The organism is Sphingopyxis sp. BSNA05 (assembly GCF_013265645.1).
Taxonomy (GTDB): Bacteria; Pseudomonadota; Alphaproteobacteria; order Sphingomonadales; family Sphingomonadaceae; genus Parasphingorhabdus.
Genome location: NZ_PYIA01000039.1, coordinates 1 through 18,495 on the forward strand (window position 1 = coordinate 1; position 18,495 = coordinate 18,495).

The 18,495-nt window shown below is 58.4% G+C and carries 17 protein-coding genes and 4 pseudogenes; 14 read left to right on the top strand and 7 right to left on the bottom strand.

Annotated features, from left to right (window positions below):
• Positions 1 to 170: 170 nt before the first annotated feature.
• Positions 171 to 875 (top strand): serine O-acetyltransferase EpsC, encoded by a 705-nt coding sequence (gene epsC / locus C8024_RS04330; protein ID WP_173203105.1) that lies wholly within the window; start codon positions 171 to 173, stop codon positions 873 to 875.
• On the top strand, positions 875 to 1,228 hold the full coding sequence (locus C8024_RS04335) for a DUF2794 domain-containing protein (RefSeq protein WP_100094690.1): 354 nt from the start codon (positions 875 to 877) through the stop codon (positions 1,226 to 1,228). Before epsC ends, C8024_RS04335 begins: the two co-directional genes overlap by 1 nt.
• Positions 1,229 to 1,268: 40 nt before the next feature.
• Here the strand turns inward: C8024_RS04335 and phoB are convergent, their stop codons facing one another.
• The 7 genes and pseudogenes from phoB to C8024_RS04370 all read right to left on the bottom strand — a co-directional run bounded on the left by phoB (position 1,269) and on the right by C8024_RS04370 (position 8,893).
• Positions 1,269 to 1,970, bottom strand: a complete 702-nt coding sequence (gene phoB, locus C8024_RS04340) for a phosphate regulon transcriptional regulator PhoB (RefSeq protein ID WP_100094691.1) — start codon at positions 1,968 to 1,970, stop codon at positions 1,269 to 1,271.
• Complete coding sequence (gene phoU, locus C8024_RS04345; protein WP_100094692.1) at positions 1,970 to 2,701, bottom strand: phosphate signaling complex protein PhoU; 732 nt, start codon at positions 2,699 to 2,701, stop codon at positions 1,970 to 1,972. Before phoU ends, phoB begins: the two co-directional genes overlap by 1 nt.
• A 25-nt stretch (positions 2,702 to 2,726) precedes the next feature.
• Positions 2,727 to 3,524, bottom strand: a complete 798-nt coding sequence (gene pstB / locus C8024_RS04350; protein ID WP_100095669.1) for a phosphate ABC transporter ATP-binding protein PstB — start codon at positions 3,522 to 3,524, stop codon at positions 2,727 to 2,729.
• A gap of 53 nt (positions 3,525 to 3,577) precedes the next feature.
• Positions 3,578 to 4,820, bottom strand: a pseudogene (gene pstA / locus C8024_RS04355) (phosphate ABC transporter permease PstA).
• A gap of 10 nt (positions 4,821 to 4,830) precedes the next feature.
• Positions 4,831 to 6,215: pseudogene (pstC, locus tag C8024_RS04360) on the bottom strand (phosphate ABC transporter permease subunit PstC).
• Between the two features lie 60 nt (positions 6,216 to 6,275).
• Positions 6,276 to 7,318 (bottom strand): annotated as a pseudogene (locus C8024_RS04365) (substrate-binding domain-containing protein).
• A gap of 180 nt (positions 7,319 to 7,498) precedes the next feature.
• Positions 7,499 to 8,893, bottom strand: coding sequence for a cell wall metabolism sensor histidine kinase WalK (locus C8024_RS04370; RefSeq protein WP_254305551.1), 1,395 nt, complete (start codon positions 8,891 to 8,893; stop codon positions 7,499 to 7,501).
• 193 nt (positions 8,894 to 9,086) lie between these two features.
• Here C8024_RS04370 and C8024_RS04375 point away from each other — a divergent pair, with 193 nt between their 5' ends.
• The 12 genes and pseudogenes from C8024_RS04375 (at position 9,087) to C8024_RS04430 (ending at position 18,419) form a co-directional block, all read left to right on the top strand.
• On the top strand, positions 9,087 to 9,425 hold the full coding sequence (locus C8024_RS04375) for a hypothetical protein (protein ID WP_217271989.1): 339 nt from the start codon (positions 9,087 to 9,089) through the stop codon (positions 9,423 to 9,425).
• Positions 9,426 to 9,497: 72 nt separating this feature from the next.
• Positions 9,498 to 9,782 (top strand): HPr-rel-A system PqqD family peptide chaperone, encoded by a 285-nt coding sequence (locus tag C8024_RS04380; protein WP_173203107.1) that lies wholly within the window; start codon positions 9,498 to 9,500, stop codon positions 9,780 to 9,782.
• Positions 9,783 to 9,790: 8 nt separating this feature from the next.
• Entirely contained in the window at positions 9,791 to 10,651 is an 861-nt protein-coding gene (locus C8024_RS04385) for an HprK-related kinase A (RefSeq protein ID WP_173203141.1), read from the top strand.
• Entirely contained in the window at positions 10,651 to 11,682 is a 1,032-nt protein-coding gene (locus tag C8024_RS04390) for a nucleotidyltransferase family protein (RefSeq protein WP_173203143.1), read from the top strand. The genes C8024_RS04385 and C8024_RS04390 overlap by 1 nt, the downstream gene beginning before the upstream one ends.
• A 112-nt stretch (positions 11,683 to 11,794) precedes the next feature.
• Positions 11,795 to 13,144, top strand: coding sequence for a bifunctional UDP-N-acetylglucosamine diphosphorylase/glucosamine-1-phosphate N-acetyltransferase GlmU (glmU, locus tag C8024_RS04395; protein WP_367947144.1), 1,350 nt, complete (start codon positions 11,795 to 11,797; stop codon positions 13,142 to 13,144).
• A gap of 137 nt (positions 13,145 to 13,281) precedes the next feature.
• Entirely contained in the window at positions 13,282 to 13,602 is a 321-nt protein-coding gene (locus C8024_RS04400) for a ribbon-helix-helix protein, CopG family (RefSeq protein WP_173203111.1), read from the top strand.
• Positions 13,599 to 13,967, top strand: coding sequence for a type II toxin-antitoxin system VapC family toxin (locus C8024_RS04405; protein WP_100094699.1), 369 nt, complete (start codon positions 13,599 to 13,601; stop codon positions 13,965 to 13,967). The genes C8024_RS04400 and C8024_RS04405 overlap by 4 nt, the downstream gene beginning before the upstream one ends.
• A gap of 19 nt (positions 13,968 to 13,986) precedes the next feature.
• Positions 13,987 to 15,808 (top strand): annotated as a pseudogene (gene glmS / locus C8024_RS04410) (glutamine--fructose-6-phosphate transaminase (isomerizing)).
• A 2-nt stretch (positions 15,809 to 15,810) separates the two neighbouring features.
• A complete protein-coding gene (locus C8024_RS04415) occupies positions 15,811 to 16,251 on the top strand; it encodes an OsmC family protein (RefSeq protein ID WP_173203112.1) in 441 nt (146 codons plus the stop codon).
• A gap of 82 nt (positions 16,252 to 16,333) precedes the next feature.
• Positions 16,334 to 17,500 (top strand): DUF2157 domain-containing protein, encoded by a 1,167-nt coding sequence (locus C8024_RS04420; RefSeq protein WP_173203114.1) that lies wholly within the window; start codon positions 16,334 to 16,336, stop codon positions 17,498 to 17,500.
• A complete protein-coding gene (locus tag C8024_RS04425) occupies positions 17,497 to 18,048 on the top strand; it encodes a GDYXXLXY domain-containing protein (RefSeq protein ID WP_173203116.1) in 552 nt (183 codons plus the stop codon). The genes C8024_RS04420 and C8024_RS04425 overlap by 4 nt, the downstream gene beginning before the upstream one ends.
• Positions 18,045 to 18,419, top strand: a complete 375-nt coding sequence (locus C8024_RS04430; protein ID WP_367947145.1) for a GFA family protein — start codon at positions 18,045 to 18,047, stop codon at positions 18,417 to 18,419. Before C8024_RS04425 ends, C8024_RS04430 begins: the two co-directional genes overlap by 4 nt.
• The last annotated feature ends 76 nt before the right edge of the window (positions 18,420 to 18,495 follow it).

Below are 18,495 nucleotides of genomic sequence, written 5' to 3' on the forward strand. Positions count from 1 at the left end.
GGCAGGTAGGTCGACATTATCGAAGCCTTCGATCAGTAGATGAATATTAATCTAATATAGTGATAACGATGCTTTTGAAAAGCACCAATGCCAGGTCGGTTGCAAAAAGAACTGGAAATCCCTGCCTGTCGTGCCTAGTTTATGGTCTTCGCAACATCCGGAGGAAATATATGTTTCGGGAACTCGGTGCTTATCTCGATTCCATCAAGGCCCGTGATCCGGCCCCGCGGTCGCGCTGGGAAGTGCTCCTCTATCCGGGTGTACTGGCGATTGGCCTGCATCGCTTCGCGCACTGGCTGTTCAAGGGTGAACTCTATTTCTTTGCCCGACTGATCAATCATATTTCCCGTTTTCTGACGGCAATCGATATCCATCCAGGTGCTAAAATCGGCCGGCACCTGTTTATCGATCATGGCTTTACCGTCATCGGCGAGACCGCTCTTATCGGCGATAATGTGACGATTTATCAATGTGTTACTCTGGGCGGAACCAACCCGACCAATGGCGTCGGCGGCAAGCGCCATCCGACAATTGAAAATGATGTCATTCTGGGATCCGGTGCCCAGGTGCTCGGCCCGATCACGGTCGGCAAACGGGCCAGAGTTGGCGCCAATGCGGTTGTCACCCAGGATGTTCCGGAAGGCGCCACGATGGTTGGCGTCCGCGCCCGACCGACCCTGGTCGAGGCAAAGGACTATCAGAAGGAATTCGTCCCCTACGGCACGCCCTGCAGCGAGATTTTCGACCCGTCGACGCAGAAACTGGAAATTCTCCAGTGCGAGATGGAGCAGTTGCAAAAACGCATCGCCACCTTTGCGAAAGAGCGGAATGGCGAAGATCCAGCGGTCGAGACAAAGGGACGCGATAGCGCTTGATGCGTTTCAGCGACTCCAACATATCGCCTTTCCCGCAGCGCGGTGCACCGTCGCAAGTCGGTTTCGAGCGCCGCGAAATTGAACGGATTCTCAGTCTTTATGGCCGGATGGTCGCCGCCGGGCACTGGAAGGACTATGCTATGGATATGCGCCGCGACGTCGCGATATTTGCGGCGTTTCGCCGCGCATCGGAACGGCCGCAAATGCGCATCGAGAAACGTCCGTCCGAACGCAATCGCCAAGGCATGTGGTCGCTGCACGGCGAACAGGGACAGATTTTAAAGCGCGGCCATGATCTAGCCGGAGTTTTGGCACCGGTGGAGCGCAAGCTTCTGAAACTGGTCGCAGACTAGCAACTCCAGACTAATCTGGTCCACCAGTCAGGGCCGGATATCAGCCTTCTACAGCATCCGTATCGAGCGCATAGCCCGCCGACCGCACGGTGCGGATGATATCCGACCGACCGTTGGCGTTCAGCGCCTTTCTCAGCCGCCGGATATGCACATCGACGGTGCGCAATTCGATATCGCTGTCCTGTCCCCAGACGCTGTCGAGGAGACGCTCGCGGGAAAATACCCAGTTGGGATGTTCCAGAAAATGGCGGAGCAGGCGAAATTCTGTCGGACCAAGCGGGATGGTGTCGCCGCCCCGTTTGACCTTGTGGCCTACCGTATCCATTTCCAGATCGCCAAAGCTGAGTTTCTCGCCGGCCAGCGCCGGACGCACCCGGCGCAATACAGCCTTCACCCGGGCGATCAGTTCGCGGGGACTGAACGGCTTGGTGATATAATCATCCGCACCGGTTTCAAGGCCGCGGATCTTGTCCTCTTCCTCGCCGCGCGCGGTCAGCATGATGATCGGAATATTCGCGGTTTCCGAAGAGCGGCGCAGGCGGCGGCAGACTTCGATCCCGGACAGGCTTTCCAGCATCCAGTCGAGCAGGATCACATCGGGCCGATGCTCCTGGACCAGCAGCAAGGCTTCCTCGCCATCCGGTGTGTGGATGACGTCATATTCCTCTTTCTTGAAATTCCAGGTCAGCAGTTCCGCAAGCGCGGCATCGTCTTCGACCAGCAGTAATTTTGCGTTGACCATCAGTCGGCCTCGTCGCTGAGCGCGTCATCGAGCGGCGTCGTCGGATTCTCGCCGCGGGTCCGTTCGGGCATAGGCTCGCCGGTCGCCGCAAAATAGACCATTTCCGCGACGTTGGTCGCATGATCGCCAATGCGCTCGAGGTTTTTGGCGATAAACAGCAGATGTGCCGCTTCGCCGATATCCTTCGGATTCTCGATCATGTGGGTGATAACGGCGCGGAAGATGCTGTTGTAGAAATCATCGACGATCTGGTCGCGCCGGTTCACTTCCATCGCCAGTTCCGCATCGCGCCGGGCAAAGGCATCCAGCGAGTCCCGCACCAGCTCGCTGGCTATTTTCGACATGGAGGGCAGCAGCGAAATGGGTGTCAGGCGGTGCGTCTTGGTCACCAGCGGCACCCGCTTGGCGATATTCTTGGCATAATCGCCAATGCGCTCGACCACGCCGGAGATTTTGAACGTGGCGATCAATTCCCTGAGGTCGTCGGCCATCGGCGCGCGCAGCGCGATGGTCTGGAAGGTCAGCTCGTCGATCCGCTTTTCCAGCTGGTCGATCAGCTTGTCTTCCCGGACCACTTCTTCCGCCAGTTCGAGGTCGCTGTTTTCCAGCGCGCGCATTGCCTTGGCGATGGCTTGCTCGCTGCGCCCGCCGATTTCCGCAACCATGCCCCGCAGTTCATTGATGTCGGAATCGAAGGCTTTGACCGTATGCTCTGTGCCAGTGTTGACCATTTTTGAGTTCCTAAACTTCGAGATATCAGCCGTAACGTCCGGTGATATAGTCCCGCGTTTTCTCTTCCCGCGGATTGGTGAAAATATCGGTTGTTTCGCCATATTCCACCAGGGTGCCCAGGTGGAAAAATGCCGTTTTCTGCGATACGCGCGCGGCCTGCTGCATATTATGGGTGACGATCACGATCGCATATTTGCCGCGCAATTCGTGGATCAGCTCTTCGATCTTTGCCGTCGCGATCGGATCGAGGGCGGAGCAGGGCTCGTCCATCAGTATCACTTCGGGATCTACCGCAATGGCTCGTGCGATACACAGGCGCTGCTGCTGGCCGCCGGAAAGAGCCGTGCCGCTGTCGAGCAGCCGGTCTTTCACTTCACCCCAGAGACCGGCGCGCTGCAAGGAAGATTCGACGATATTGTCGAGTTCGTCCTTGCCGGTTGCAAGGCCATGGATACGGGGGCCGTAGGCGATATTGTCGTAGATCGATTTGGGAAAAGGGTTCGGCTTCTGGAACACCATCCCGACCCGCGCCCGCAGCTGGACCACATCCATTTGCGGCGCGTAAATATCGTCGCCTTCCAGCTGGATATCGCCGGTGACCCGCGCGATCGGTATCGTGTCGTTCATCCGGTTCATGCAGCGCAAGAAAGTCGACTTGCCACAGCCGGACGGGCCGATGAAGGCAGTGACGCTGTCCATGTTTACATCGATGGACACATCGTTGATCGCCTGTTTGTCGCCGTAGAAAACATTGACATGACGCGCCGTCATTTTCGGCGTGGAGGCTTCGCCTGGCATATCTGTCGTGGCCGAATCTGTCATAATTACGCTTTCACTCGGTTTTTGCATTGTCTGGTCGTCATTCATCATGGCACCTACCAGCGGGTTTCAAAACGGTTGCGCAGATAAATGGCCAGCGCGTTCATCGTCAGCAGGAACAGCAATAGCACAATGATCGCCGCTGATGTTTTCTCGACAAAGCCGCGGTCGACTTCGTCCGACCACAGGAATATCTGTACCGGCAACACGGTCGCCGGATCGGTGATACCGCTCGGTGGCGTGGCAATGAAGGCGCGCATGCCGATCATCAGCAACGGCGCGGTCTCGCCCAGCGCCCGGGCCATGCCGATAATGGTGCCGGTCAAAATACCCGGCAACGCCAGAGGCAACACGTGATGGAACACAACCTGGAGCGGGCTTGCGCCAATGCCCAGCGCCGCTTCGCGAATTGAGGGCGGCACCGATTTCACCGCATTGCGTCCTGAGATGACGATGACGGGCATGGTCATCAGGGCAAGCGTCAGACCGCCGACCAGGGCACCAGATCGCGCATGCCGAAAAGTTCAGGAATACGGCCAGACCCAGCAGACCAAAGATAATCGACGGCACCGCCGCCAGATTGTTGATCGACACTTCGATCAGGTCGGTCAGCCGGTTTTTCGGCGCATATTCCTCGAGATAGAGCGCCGCCAGAACACCGACCGGGAATGCAAGCAGCAGTGTCACGATCATGGTGATCAGCGAGCCTTTGAACGCTCCCCATATCCCGACCTGCATCGGGTCCGTAGCATCCGAATGGCTGAGGAAATTCCAGTTGAAACCGGTGGAGAAGCGGTCGCCCAGTTCGCGGACTTTCGCTTCGGCCTCGGCATTGCCGACATCCTTGTAGGCGACATCGATATCCGAAATAACCGGAAGATATACCGTCGTTTTCTGCCCGACAATGTCCGGATCATTCAGGATCATCGCATTGACAGCGGTCCACCCGCCCGGCGAGAACAGGTCGGTACCGTCCGGTCCATATTGGATCTCGATACTGCTGTTGACGATTTCGCGCAGACCCATGGATTGCAAATTGGCATTCGCATTCGGACCTTCAAACTGGCTGGCCGAAGCGCCGCCGGTTACCGCGGGAAAGTCGATCTCGACCGGCAATTCGGTCTGCGTGAAACCACGAAAACCGTTGCCGACCATCACCACCAGCAGAAAGGCGAGAAACCCCGCCGATAACATGACTGCAGCCATGCCCAGGGCCTTGAAGCGGCGCTCTGCGGCATAGCGGCGGGCAATGCGTTTCTGCATGGCCTCGCCCTGCCAGTCGGTCGGATTGCGCTTCATTTCGGTGAGACTATTCATATGCTTCCCGATATTTTTGACCACGCGCAGGGCGATGAGGTTGAGCAGCAGGGTTACGATGAACAGGACCAGTCCCAAGGCAAAGGCCGCCAGCGTTTTCGGACTGTCAAATTCCTGGTCACCGGTCAGCAGCTGCACGATTTGTGTCGTCACCGTGGTAACACTGGAAAAGGGATTGGCCGTCATGTTGGCGGCAAGACCGGCGGCCATCACCACGATCATCGTTTCGCCAATCGCGCGGCTGACGGCGAGCAGCACACCGCCGACGACGCCCGGCAGAGCAGCAGGGATCAGGACCTTCTTGATGGTTTCGCTATGGGTCGCACCCATCGCCAGCGAGCCGTCGCGCATTGCGCTGGGCACGGCGGCAATACTGTCATCGGCCATCGAGGAGACAAAGGGAATGATCATGATACCCATCACCACACCGGCGGCCAGAGCGGATTCCGAAGAGGCGGTGGTGATGCCGATCGAGACGGCAAAGTCGCGTAGCGCGGGTGCCACGGTGAGAGCGGCAAAATAGCCGTAGACCACGGTTGGAACGCCCGCCAGAACCTCCAGTATCGGCTTCATCCAGGCCCGGAATTTCGCGGGCGCATATTGGGTCAGATAGATGGCACTCATCAGACCGAGCGGGATCGCCACGATCATAGCGATGATTGCGCCGATGAAGACCGTGCCCCAGAAAAGCGGAATGGCGCCAAATCCGGTTTCGCCCCTCGGGCCGGCGACCGCTTTTGGGTTCCATTCGGTGCCGAACAGAAAGTCTATCGGTGATACCATGGAGAAGAAGCGGGCGGATTCAAATACCAGCGAGAGAAAGATGCCGACGGTTGTAATGATTGCGATCAGCGAAGCGAGCAGAAGTATCAGCATCGTCACGCGTTCGATCTTGGTCCGCGCCCTGAGGTCCGGCTTGATCTGCAACCAGGCAAAGACGCCGCAGGCGAAGACCAGAAGCAGCGCCGCCACCGTGCCGATCATCTGGTAATAGGAAATGGCGTCGCGATAGGGCTCGACCATCGACTGCGACAGCGGATTGAAAGCATTGACCTGATTACCATAGGCAATGGCGCGAGCCTCGGACAGGATCGCAGCGCGCGAAAAGCCGTCTTGCGGCAGTGCCGCCGCGGCAGCGCTGGTCAGCGCCGCATCGGTGATCAGCGCAGGACTGACAAAGCTCCATATCATCATGAAGATCGCAGCGGGAACGATCGCCCACAAAGCGACGTACCAGCCGTGATAGCTCGGCAGCGAATGGAGCGCAGATCGGGAGGTCTTGCCGCTCGCCTGCATTCCCGATGCCTTCAGGCGTCCGAAAAACCAAGCGACCAGGCCCAGGCCGATCACGAGAAAAAGAAGCGTCGCACTTGTCACAATATCTGGTTCCGCCCCTGCATCAATTTCATCTTAAAGGTAACGCGCGCCCAAGCGTGCTTATTTGAGTTCGCCAACGGCGAGCGGGGTCATGTCGCGGACCACATCACTCATTTTCGTCCGGATATCGTCCGGCGAGGCGATCAATCCGGCCTTCACCAGATATCCATCGCGGCTTCCCGCATTGATGAATTCCAGCATATATTCGCGAAGACCCGGAATGACGCCGACATGCTGTTTTTCACATAAACATAAAGCGGCCGCGCCCCGGGATATTCACCCGAAGCGATCGCTTCATATGTCGGGTTCACACCCGAGACCGAAATGCCGCGGACGCTGTCGAGATTTTCTTCGAGGAAGCTGTAGCCGAAGATACCCACGCTATTGGGATTGGCCTTCAGCTTCTGCACGATGAGATTGTCATTTTCGCCGGCATCGACATAGGCGCCATCCGCCCGGACTTCATGACAGATCGCCTTGAATTCCTCTTCGTCGCTATCCTTGAGCGCCTTTGTTGCCGGATCGGTGACACAGCCGACTTCCATGATCAGCTCGGTAAGCGCATCGCGCGTGCCCGATGTCGAAGGCGGGCCATAAACGCTGATCGCGAAATCGGGCAGGGAGGGATCGATATCCGACCATTTTCTGGTCGTGTTTTTCTTGCCGAACGGACGCTCGGCAATAGCCTGGTAAATCTGTGCCGGGGTGAGGGAAAACGCGACCCCGTTATTCGCCTGGGCAATTGCGATGCCGTCGATACCGACCTGTACTTCCACGATATCGGTAACGCCATTGCTCTGGCACAATTCAAATTCCGACGCCTTGATCCGGCGCGAGGCATTGGCGATGTCAGGCGTATCGGCGCCAACGCCTGTACAGAACAGATTCATGCCGCCGCCGGTGCCGGTCGATTCGAGGATCGGAGACGGATTGGCACCGTTGATGCTGAACTGTTCCGCCACGGCTTTGGCAAAGGGGAAAACAGTCGAGGATCCCACGATCCGGATTTCGCCGCGAGTGCCGCCCTGACCGCCGGAAGCCTGATCCTGGCAGGCAGATAGCCCAAAGGAGGCAACCGCCACGAGCGCGAGTGTTCTTAACATTGAAAAATTCCTAATCCATCAGCGCTCGGCCCCGATGAACATCATCAACGACCGGATTAACAGGCTTGTTCGGGAGGCTTTTAGGGGGGGCAATGTCCTGTTCGTTACAGTTATATTACAATTATGTGACAGCGAGCCGGATCGTCGGTTTCCGGAAGAAATTTTTCCGGCACTTGTTACTCAGACTTCGCTCCGTTCAGGGTGATAGGCACCCGGGTTTGGGCTGGCGATTGGCAACAGGACCGATACGGTGGTGCCGCGGCCCACTTCGCTGGAAATCTCCATCCGTCCACCATGCCTTTCGGAGATATGCTTGACGATGGCCAGTCCCAGTCCGGTCCCGCCAATCGATTTGCTGCGCCCCTTGTCGACGCGATAGAAACGCTCGGTGAGCCGGGGAATATGTTCCGGTGCAATGCCGTCACCCTGGTCACTGATTGCCAGATAGAGCATTGTTCCGGATTTGTTGGGCGCAACGTTGATCGTGACAGGCGTCCCCTTCTTGCCATATTTGAACGCGTTGCTCAGAAGATTGTTGATGACCTGCGACAATTGCGCCCGGTCGCCGTGGATCATCGGCATATTTGCTGGCAGATGGACCACTATGTCGCTTTCCTTTTTGCCGCGACTGTTGATGTAGAAATCGCGCGCTTCGCCAACCAGTTCGCTGAGATCGATTTCGTCGGAGGGCAGTTCGAATTTTTCCGCCTCGATTCGCGACAGTGACATCAGGTCCTCGATCAGCCGCTGCATGCGATCGGCTTCATCATACATGATTTTCAGGAAGCGGGCGCGGGTGGCATCATCCTTGCCCGCTTTCGGATCCTCGAGCGTCTCGATGAACCCCTTGATCGCGGCCAGCGGCGTGCGCAGTTCGTGGCTGGCGTTGGCAACAAAATCGGTGCGCATTCTTTCCGCTGCATAGCGGCTGCTGCGGTCCGACAGCTGGACAAGTTTCAAGCCATCCTGCAGCGTATGAATCCGCAGCTCCCATCTCTGGTCGGTGCTGCCGACACCGACCAGCAGGATAGGCTCTCCGGTGTGCTTGGCATCCGGATTGGCCAGCCGGTCGGCAGCGGCCGGGTGGCGGATAGCGATCCGGACGTCCTCGCCGACAATATGATCGCCCAGCACCTGGGCCGCCGCCGGATTGGCTGCGGCTACCTTGGCATTGCGTATCAGCATGATGGGATCGGTAATCGGGTCGATAATATCCTGATAGGCTTCCGACCGGCCCTGATATAATATTCGCCTGGTTTGCCGTTCCAGCGCCGAAGGATCGGGCAGCGGCGGGGCAGGGCGGTCCTGCAGTACCGTGAACAAAGCGATTGTTCCGGTGACGATCACGACAATGAATTGCTGGCTCGATTGCGGCAATTGACCCGCCAGAATGCCACCGCCGACGATCAGGGTCAGGGCGACCAGCAAGCGCAAGGGCGAAACCGAAGTCATCTGGTCGATTCTGGCTTTGTCATGGCGACCATTTAGGCGGTAGGTTGCCGGATCGGCAACGGGAATATTTCGGAACTGGCAATGCGGCTGTCGCGATCTATAGGCGATATTAACGATTTGCATGTCTATGTCCCGAATATAGACGGGATGACAGGCGAAGGACTGTTCGCTCGCTTTTTACCCGATTTCCGCTTATGTGCGGAGAAGGACAAGCAAGAGAAACCATGGATAGAAATTCGATGAAAGAGGGCCTTCCATCTGAATCGTCAGTCGAAACTGACCAGAAAACGGTGTTGTAAGCCGCCGGCGCGCCTTGATGATGGGTGCAGTCACAGCTTCCGCTGTGGTCAGCATCAAACCGGCGCTGGCCCAGACCGCAGGCTCGGTCCTCAACTGCGAGATTCCGGTTCCCGGAAATCATGCGGCAGGTGGCTATATCGCCGCTGACGGATCGGTTGTGACGTCCGACACGCCGGGCGCATTTCCCGCTGCCGGACGCAATTTCACCGGTGAAGAAGTGCGACGGGCCATGAACGGTCGGACGTTGCCGGGCACTTCTCCGGACCAGTCGCAGGCCTATGTAAATTATATTCGCCGGCTGCAATCCGGCCAGAGCGGTTTTACATGCTATGCCTCCCTGCAAATGCCCCGCTGACTTAACCGCCCTATTTTAACTTTTGCCTGCTATCAGTTCGCAATGTCGTTCCAGATTCGCAGGTAACCCATCATGACCCAGAAATATCGGGCGGCGCCGGCAGAAGATCTGATTTGGCATGATCTGGACAGCATGACATTGCTGTTTCATCGGCCGTCCGGCATCACGCATATGCTCGCCGATCCCGCGCCCGCAATTGTCGAGGTGATGGGCAATGTTCCGCTCGACGCTGCCGAAATAGCCGCACGACTGTCGGCGCAGTTCGACCTCGATAGCGGAGTGGATACTGAAAATATCGTACTGGCCCGTCTGGACGAACTGTCCGCGCTCGGTCTTGTCTCGAAAGGAGCCGGTTGATGGGCGGGATGCATCACATCCTGCTGAATGTCGGCCCCGCCGCCTTCCGCATCGCTTCAGCCTGGCGCCAGCCATTGGAAGAGTTGGAAGCACTATATCAGGACTATCCCGCCCCGGTCGACGGACAGGTCGATTTCACCGTCCGGCTGGAGCCCGAGAAACCATGGCGGCGCCATATTCGCCCATCGGTGCATATCGATGGCGATTTCTGGCTGCCTGATGCCGCGCCGCTGCCGCTGGCCCAGGGACTGCTCGCCGCCGAAATGGGAATGAACCTGCAAATGGCGCTCGGCTGGCGGCGGCATTTGCTGCTCCACGCCAGCAGCGTCGAGAAGGATGGCAAGGCGCTGGTGATGACCGGCCTGTCGGGATCGGGCAAGTCGACCTTGTCCGCGATGCTCGCCGAGAGAGGCTGGCGGTTCATGGGCGACGAATTTGCCCTGCTGAGCCTCGATACCGGGGAAATTTGTCCTTTCCCGCGCCTGATCAGCCTGAAGAACCAGGCCGTCGAGGCTATGCGGCAGGTCGCACCGGCAGACCGTTTCGGGCCGGAAATGAATGCAACGCCCAAGGGCGATATTCGCCATCTTGTGCCGCCGGTAGAGGCAATCGCCAGAATGAACGAACCGGCCAGACCGGCGCTGCTGCTGTTTCCCCGCTATGGCCACGCCCCCGCATTGCGCGATATGGGCCAGGCCGAGATATTCGTCCGGCTGACCCAGGCCTCGACCAATTATGTCGCGCTCGGCGAAACCGGCTTTCGGGCGCTGACCCGGTTCGTCGATCAGGTTCCGACCCGGGCGATGGACTATCAGTCGATCGAGCAGGCGGAAGAACTGATCGACAGCCTGTGGAGCCGGCTGCCATGATGCGGGACGGGCGCATTTTGGTGGAGGCCTTGCGGAAACCAGCCAGCGTCGAGGCGCTGGCGGGCAGCCAATGGGCCGACCTGATCAGTATCGCACGGGCGGAATCGCTGATCGGTACGCTCGCCCACCGGCTCGAATCCGTGGCCGTGCCCGACCGTGTTCGCGCAATATTGCAGGACGCTGTCGGTGCGCATGCGCTGGCGCGGCAGCAAGCTCTTTGGGAAGCCGATTGCGCCCGCCGAGCGCTCGCCGACTATTCCGGCAAGATCATATTGATGAAGGGCACCGCCTATGTAGCGGCGAACCTGTCCGCCGGCGAAGGGCGCAGCATTGGTGATCTGGATATCATGGTGGACCGGAAGGGCCTGCCGGAAGTTGAAGCCGCCTTGCTCGACGCCGGCTGGGAATGGGTCAAGCCGGACCCCTATGACGACCAATATTATCGCGAGCATATGCATGAACTGCCGCCGCTGATCCATCGCGAGCGCGACCGGATGATCGATGTGCACCATACGATATTGCCGCTGACCGCTGGTCCGACGCCCGACGCGGCTGCAATTCTGGAGAGCGCGGTTGCCTTGGACAACGGGCTATATATCATGGCCCAGGCCGATATGGTGCTGCATTCCATCGCCCATCTGTTTGCCGACGGCGATCTGGCCGGAGGCCTGCGAAACCTGTGGGATATCAACCATCTTCTGCGGGATTTTTCCGACGCAAACGGATCTTTCTGGAACGAGCTGGGCATACGTGCTGAGAAACACGGGCTGACACCCGAACTGGCAAGAGCGTTGCGTCTATCCGCGGCACTTTATGATACGCCGGTTGATCCTTCTCTTGCCGGCAAAGCTGCAATGTCCGATGCCTTTTATGTCCGCCGCTTGCTCGCGCGCGATGGCTATGGCCGCGAAGCCCGCAAATTCACCCGCCTGGCTTTCTATGTCCGGTCCCACTGGCTACGGATGCCGCCGCTAATGCTCGCGCGGCATTTGTGGACCAAATGGCGAAAGGGTGGAAAAGCGGGCAGCTGAACCCTTTGCGAGATAAAGAAACAGGCTGGCTTATGCCGTATTTACATGGCATTAGCCGCTGCGAATGGCCGAGAGAAGGCCGCTACCGACCAACCTGATCCGGAGAATATCGATGTCAGATCGCCCGCTAGCCGCAATCATTCTGGCCGCCGGACAAGGCACCAGGATGAAATCGGAAAAGCACAAGGTGCTGCACCCGATTGCCGGCAAGCCGATGCTCCACCATCTTCTCGATACCGTCGATTCGATCGGTGTGGAGCGCACCGTCATCGTCGTGGGCGCGCGTCGCGAGCAGATTGAAGAAAGCGTCGAGGGACGCAATGTCGCGATCGCGGTACAGGAAGACCAGCTCGGCACGGGACATGCGGTGGCACAGGCACATGACGCGCTCAAGGGTTTCGCCGGAGACGTGCTGATCCTCTATGGCGATGTACCGATGGTCGGCGCCGATACGATGCGCGACATGATCTTCCGCCTGAACAATGGCACCGACCCGCGGGCCGTCGTGCTGGGCTTCCGGCCCCATGATGCGGGCGCTTATGGCCGGATCATTGCCGATGACCAGGGCGAAATCGAGAAAATGGTCGAATATAAAGACGCCAGCGAAGCCGAGCGCGCGGTCAACCTGTGCAACAGCGGCCTGATGGCGGCGCGCTCTACCGACCTGTTCATCCTGCTCGACCAGATCAGCAACGACAATGCGGCGGGCGAATATTATCTGCCCGACATCGTCATGCTTCCCGGCCAGAAGAGCGCCGTGATCGAGGTCGATGACCCGGCCGAGGTCGCTGGCGTGAACAGCCGCGCCGAGCTCGCTGCCGTCGAAGGCGAATGGCAGGCCCGCCGCCGCGAAAAAGCGATGGCCGATGGGGTCAGCCTGATCGCGCCGGACACGGTCTGGTTCTCGCATGATACGCAAGTTGCTTCCGACGTCGTGATCGAACCCAATGTGATTTTCGGTCCCGGTGTTTCCATCGCTTCCGGCGCGCAAATATATGGTCACAGCCATATCGAAGGCGCAACCATCGGGCCGAATACCAACGTCGGGCCGTTCGCGCGCTTGCGCCCCGGCGCGGTGATGGCAGAAGGCTCCAAGGTCGGTAATTTTGTCGAAATGAAAAAGGCCACCTTGGGCAAAGGAGCCAAGGCCAACCATCTGACCTATCTTGGCGACGCCGAAGTGGGCGAGGGCGCAAATATCGGCGCTGGCACGATTACCTGCAATTATGACGGCTATTTCAAATATAAGACGGTGATCGGCAAGGGCGCCTTCATCGGCTCCAACAGCGCGCTGGTGGCGCCGGTAACCATTGGCGATGGCGCGATTGTCGGGGCAGGGGCGACAGTAACCAACGATGTTGCCGCGGGTGATCTAGCGTTGGTTCGGGCGGAACAGACGGCGAAAGCAGGATGGGCGACGAAATTTCGCAATGCGATGCTGAAGAAGAAGGCAGGCAAATAGTCCGTATCCAAGTAATTGGACTGATAAGACCTTCTTTTTGGAGCACGCTATTGTGATTCTCATTGAAGTGACGACCAGCGACGAAGTGACGACCAGCGACTTGACATGATATCACGATATGATATCGGTATATCATAATGACCAGAATCCTTGCAGATCTACCCGAAGACGATGTGAAATGGCTCGACGCGCAGGCGGCGGAGCAGGGTAAGTCGCGCGCGCAGTTGCTGCGGGAGGCGGTAGCGGGTTTTCGGGCGGAGGAATCCAAGCAAGGCATCGAAAAATATTTCGGTATCTGGAAAGACCGCACGGACATCGGTGACGCAGTCGATTGGCAGCGCCAGGAGCGGGCATCATGGACGCGGTCGTGGGATTCCGACTATTGGGAAGTACGAAAAGAATTTCCCGACCTGTTCGATGAAGATGATGATCGCGAAGCAAAGCGATATCTTAAGTGAGCGAAGCAGTCTTTGATTCCAATATATTGCTCGACGCGCTGAATGACGTCGGCTCGGCTCATGCTGAACTGAAGCGTTACGATCGCCGTTATATCAGTCGCTTGACCTGGGTAGAAGTCGTTACCGGCGCACTGCCGGACGATGGCGATCGTGCCGAAGGATTTCTATCCTATTTTAGCATAATCGAGGTGAATGAGGAAATCGGGCGGCGGGCGGCGTTGTTGAGATCCGATCGACAGCGCTTGAAGACGGTTGATGCGATAATTCTCGCGTCCGCGCAATTATCTGGTCGCATTCTCATCACACGTAATACAAAGGATTTTCCGGCGGCAATGCCGGGCATCCGGATACCTTACACACTCTAACAAGAAAGTCCGAAAAGCCATGTGCGGAATCATTGGAATTGTAGGCAAGGAAACCGTCTCGGATCGTCTCGTCGATGGTCTGAAACGCATGGAATATCGCGGCTATGACAGCGCCGGTATTTGCACCGTGCACGACGGCCAGCTAATCCGCCGCCGGGCGGAAGGCAAGCTGGCCAATCTGGTACAGGTTCTGAAAACGACGATGCCGAGGGCGATATCGGCATAGCCCATACCCGCTGGGCCACTCATGGCGCGCCGACCACCAACAATGCCCATCCACATGCAACCGGCGAAGTCGCTCTGGTCCACAATGGCATTATCGAGAATTTCAGGAGCCTGCGCGAGCAACTGAGCGCGCGCGGCCGGTCCTTCGAAAGCGAGACCGATACCGAAGTGGTGGCGCATCTGGTTAGCGAACAGGTGGAAGCCGGGAAATCTCCGGAAGAAGCCGTTCAAACGGTCTTGCCCCAACTGCGCGGCGCCTTTGCCTTGGCTATTGCCTTTCGGACGCAACCCGACCTGTTGATCGGCGCGAGGCTCGGGTCGCCACTGGTGGTCGGATATGGAGACGGCGAGACATATCTCGGATCCGACGCGCTGGCGCTGGCACCGCTCACCCAGAAAATCGCCTATCTCGAGGAAGGCGACTGGGTCGTGATCACCCGCGATGGCGCGGCTATCTACGACAAGGACAATATACCTGTAGAGCGCGAGATCACGACATCTGGTGTCTCGGCCTCGGCCATTGAAAAGGGCAATTACCGGCATTTCATGCAGAAGGAAATTTTCGAGCAGCCCACCGTGGTTGCACAGACTTTGCAAAGCTACATCCGGTCGCTGGAACAGCAGGTCGCGCTGCCGCAAATGGATTTCGATCTGCGCGATATCAAGCGCGTGACGATCGTCGCCTGTGGCACCAGCTATTATGCCGGCATGGTGGCGAAATACTGGTTCGAGACCTTTGCCCGCGTGCCCGTCGATCTCGATTTCGCGTCGGAATTCCGCTATCGCGATCCGGTTCTGGAGCCGGGCGGACTGGCGCTGTTCATCTCTCAATCGGGAGAGACGGCCGATACGCTGGCGGCCCTTCGGCACAGCAAGGAAAATGGCCAGAAGATCGCGGTCGTCGTCAATGTACCGACCAGCAGCATGGCGCGCGAAGCCGATCTGTTGCTGCCAACCCATGCCGGTCCGGAGATCGGCGTTGCCTCGACCAAGGCCTTTTCCTGCCAGCTCGCCGTATTGGCGGCGCTGGCAGCACATCTGGCGGTTGTCAAAGGCAGGCTGACGCGCGACGAGGAACGCGAGGTGGTCAGACACTTGACCGAAGCCCCGGCAGCCTTGAATGCGGCTTTGGGCCATGACCAGGATATTGCCGACATGGCGCATCTGATCGCGCCGGCCCGGGACGTGCTCTATCTGGGCCGCGGCCCGGAATATCCGCTGGCGCTGGAAGGCGCGCTCAAGCTGAAGGAAATCAGTTATATCCACGCCGAGGGCTATGCGTCGGGCGAGATGAAACATGGTCCGATCGCCCTGATCGACGAAGCGGTGCCGGTCATCGTGCTGGCGCCATCCGGACCGCTGTTCGAAAAACCGTTTCCAATATGCAGGAAGTCATGGCCCGCGGCGGCAAGGTCGTGCTGATCTCCGACGCCGAAGGGATTGCCGAAGCCGGAGACGGCTGCATGGCGACCATCGAAATGCCGAAAGTGCACCCGTTGATCGCGCCGCTGGTCTATGCCGTGCCGGTGCAGCTGCTTGCCTATCATGTCGCCGTTGCCAAGGGCACAGACGTCGATCAACCCCGCAATCTCGCAAAATCGGTAACGGTGGAATAATCATGGCAACAAATCCTTCTCTCGTCTCCGTCGAAACCGCCAGCGGAAAATTCCAGCAGACGGTTCGGGTCGGCCAACATGAGTTTTTTGCCGACGAGCCGATCTCCTTTGGCGGTACGGATAGTGGACCGTCACCCTATGACCTGTTGCTGGCCGCGCTCGGCAGTTGCACGTCCATGACGATGAAAATGTACGCCGACCGCAAGGGCATAGCGCTGAAAGCGGTTCATATCCTGCTCGAGCATAGCCGCGAACATGTAGTGGATTGCAGCAGCTGCAACAATGACGACAACCGGATCGATGTGATCGACCGTTCGATCATCCTGCAAGGAGACCTGAGCGAGGAGGATCGCCGCAAGCTTCTCGAGATTGCCGAGAAATGTCCCGTTCACAGGACCTTGGAAAACCGGATCGACATTCACACAACCGAGGTCCGCGATTGATCGCGATGATACAGCGCGTGCCTGCGGAACTTGCCAATCGCGCATCGTTGGCGTAGCTTTTTCCCGGAGTGGAGAGCGGCGATTGTCTGAAAGAAAAATCAATATCTGGCGCAATGCCGGTGTGATCAACGCGGACACGGCGCAGCGTATCCGGGAATATGAAAGCGAACGCGCAAGGCCGCTGGGTCTCTGGGCGCTGATCGGGCTGGGCGCGCTTGCCATCGGACTGGGCATTGTCTCGCTCGTCGCCGCCAACTGGGACGATATTCCCGGGATGGTCCGGCTTGCCATTCACGCTTTGTTGATCATCGGCCTTTGTGCCGCCGTCTATCTCCTCCAGCCGCGCAAGGGTTACCTGGGGCTCTATTTGAAAGACATATTGCTGTTCGTGCTGGCGGTGCTCGGCCTGACCTTCTTCGGGCATCTCGGCCAAGTCTACCAGACGAGCTCGCCATTATGGCAGCCTTTGCTGATCTGGTTGCTGCTGTTTTCGCCGCTGTTGCTGCTGACCGGCCGTGGCTGGCTGATTTCACTGCTCTGGATGGCGGGCCTGCTGGGCACGGCAGTCCAGTTTCTGGACTGGTATTTCCAGCAGACCGATGCACCGCGCGCAGTCTATGTTGCCGTCATCACCAGCCTGCCGGTCCTTGCGTTGATCTTTTCCATATTCATGCGGAAAACAAGCGGCAGGCAGGCGTTCTGGAAACAGATCGGGCAATTTTCTCTGACGATCTTTGTGGCCGGGGTCGGTTTCAAACTGATTGTCGAGCCGATCGGCCCGATATTATCCGATCCGGGCAGATTTATGAGCGATATTGCCGTCATCCAGATGCTGCTCTGGAGCGGGGCCGCTTTGCTGATCTATGTCTATAACCGCACCGCTTCGGGTATCAGCATCGCGGCTATTTTGACCGCCGCCGCAATCATCAGCTTTGCCGGCAGCGTCGCGCAACCCAGTTCTCCTCTGGTCAATGCGACAATCTTCATGGCCTTCTGGGCCGCCGTTGGCTGGAGCGCGATCTATTCCGGGTGGCGCAATGTTTTCCAGGCGGTGGTCGCGATCATAGCGCTGCGCCTGATCGTGCTGAGTTTCCAGCTGGCCCACGACCTGTTCAGCAGCGGTATTGGGCTGATACTCGCGGGTGGGGTTACCATCACCATAGCGGTGATCGCCTATCGCGTTTCCACGACCCTGGCTCCCGACAAAGCCTCCGCGGTTGAGCACGACCATCAGGAGGAGGGGCTATGACCCGGTTACGCCGCTTTCTGCTACCGCTGGCGCTGCTGTTGCCGCTGGTCGGGCTCGGCCTGATCTGGCTGGCGACGGAGCAGGAATCTCGCGAAGGTACGGAATGGGATGTGCCGATCGCCGGCTATGACCCGCGCGATCTGTTGCGCGGCCATTATGTGCAGTTTCGCTACGACTGGCCCGCGGTCGAACAGGATCAGCTACCGATATGGGCGGCGCCCCGGAAGAGCCTTTGTATCCGGGGCACCGCTCCCGCCATTGCAAGCGTGGAAGTACGCGACCTGGATGTGGCCGATCTGATGCCGGATGACCGTTGCGATGCGTTGGTACAGGTCAATCCGTGGAGCGAGGAAGGCAATGACGGGCTCACCCGGGATCGGCTCTATGTCGCCCAGCAAGCCGCTGGCGGCTATGAAAAGAAGCTTGCCGATCCGGAACTGCAGGGCATTATTCGCGTGCGGGTCAACAATAACGGCTTTATCACTCCGTTGTCGCTGCGTTTCCAGCCGCGGCGCGAGGAAGGCACCACCGGGGAGAATATCGAGTGACAAGCAAAATATCCGGCGGCTGCCATTGCGGGGCCGTCCGCTTTGCAGCCGAAGTCGAACGCAGGCCGGAAATGCTCGATTGCAATTGCTCGATCTGCGCCCGCACGGGCTTTCTGCACCTGTTTGTGCCGCACCGGGATTTCACTCTGCTCAAGGGCGAGGGGGATCTCACCAGTTACAGGTTCGGTAGCGGACAGGCGCATCATCTCTTCTGCAAGAATTGCGGGGTCAAAAGCTTCTACCAGCCCCGTTCCCATCCGGATAGCTGGAGCGTGAACTACAACTGCCTCGATAACGGCCATGACCTGGAACCGAGCGTCAGAAAATTTGACGGCAGGAATTGGGAAGCCGCGAAAGCCCGCCTGGCATAAATCTGCGAAAACCGACCGGGCAAAAAACGGCCCACCGGTTCATCCAGCGGGCCGTCTCTGCGGGTGTCTGTTAGAT

Excerpts from the sequence above, each read along its gene's own strand:
- epsC (WP_173203105.1), top strand. The coding sequence starts at position 171 with ATGTTTCGGGAACTCGGTGCTTATCTCGATTCCATCAAGGCCCGTGAT.
- C8024_RS04335 (WP_100094690.1), top strand. The coding sequence starts at position 875 with ATGCGTTTCAGCGACTCCAACATATCGCCTTTCCCGCAGCGCGGTGCA.
- phoB (WP_100094691.1), bottom strand. The coding sequence starts at position 1,970 with ATGGTCAACGCAAAATTACTGCTGGTCGAAGACGATGCCGCGCTTGCG.
- phoU (WP_100094692.1), bottom strand. The coding sequence starts at position 2,701 with ATGGTCAACACTGGCACAGAGCATACGGTCAAAGCCTTCGATTCCGAC.
- pstB (WP_100095669.1), bottom strand. The coding sequence starts at position 3,524 with ATGACAGATTCGGCCACGACAGATATGCCAGGCGAAGCCTCCACGCCG.
- C8024_RS04370 (WP_254305551.1), bottom strand. The coding sequence starts at position 8,893 with ATGCAAATCGTTAATATCGCCTATAGATCGCGACAGCCGCATTGCCAG.
- C8024_RS04375 (WP_217271989.1), top strand. The coding sequence starts at position 9,087 with ATGATGGGTGCAGTCACAGCTTCCGCTGTGGTCAGCATCAAACCGGCG.
- C8024_RS04380 (WP_173203107.1), top strand. The coding sequence starts at position 9,498 with ATGACCCAGAAATATCGGGCGGCGCCGGCAGAAGATCTGATTTGGCAT.
- C8024_RS04385 (WP_173203141.1), top strand. The coding sequence starts at position 9,791 with ATGCATCACATCCTGCTGAATGTCGGCCCCGCCGCCTTCCGCATCGCT.
- C8024_RS04390 (WP_173203143.1), top strand. The coding sequence starts at position 10,651 with ATGCGGGACGGGCGCATTTTGGTGGAGGCCTTGCGGAAACCAGCCAGC.
- glmU (WP_367947144.1), top strand. The coding sequence starts at position 11,795 with ATGTCAGATCGCCCGCTAGCCGCAATCATTCTGGCCGCCGGACAAGGC.
- C8024_RS04400 (WP_173203111.1), top strand. The coding sequence starts at position 13,282 with ATGACCAGAATCCTTGCAGATCTACCCGAAGACGATGTGAAATGGCTC.
- C8024_RS04415 (WP_173203112.1), top strand. The coding sequence starts at position 15,811 with ATGGCAACAAATCCTTCTCTCGTCTCCGTCGAAACCGCCAGCGGAAAA.
- C8024_RS04425 (WP_173203116.1), top strand. The coding sequence starts at position 17,497 with ATGACCCGGTTACGCCGCTTTCTGCTACCGCTGGCGCTGCTGTTGCCG.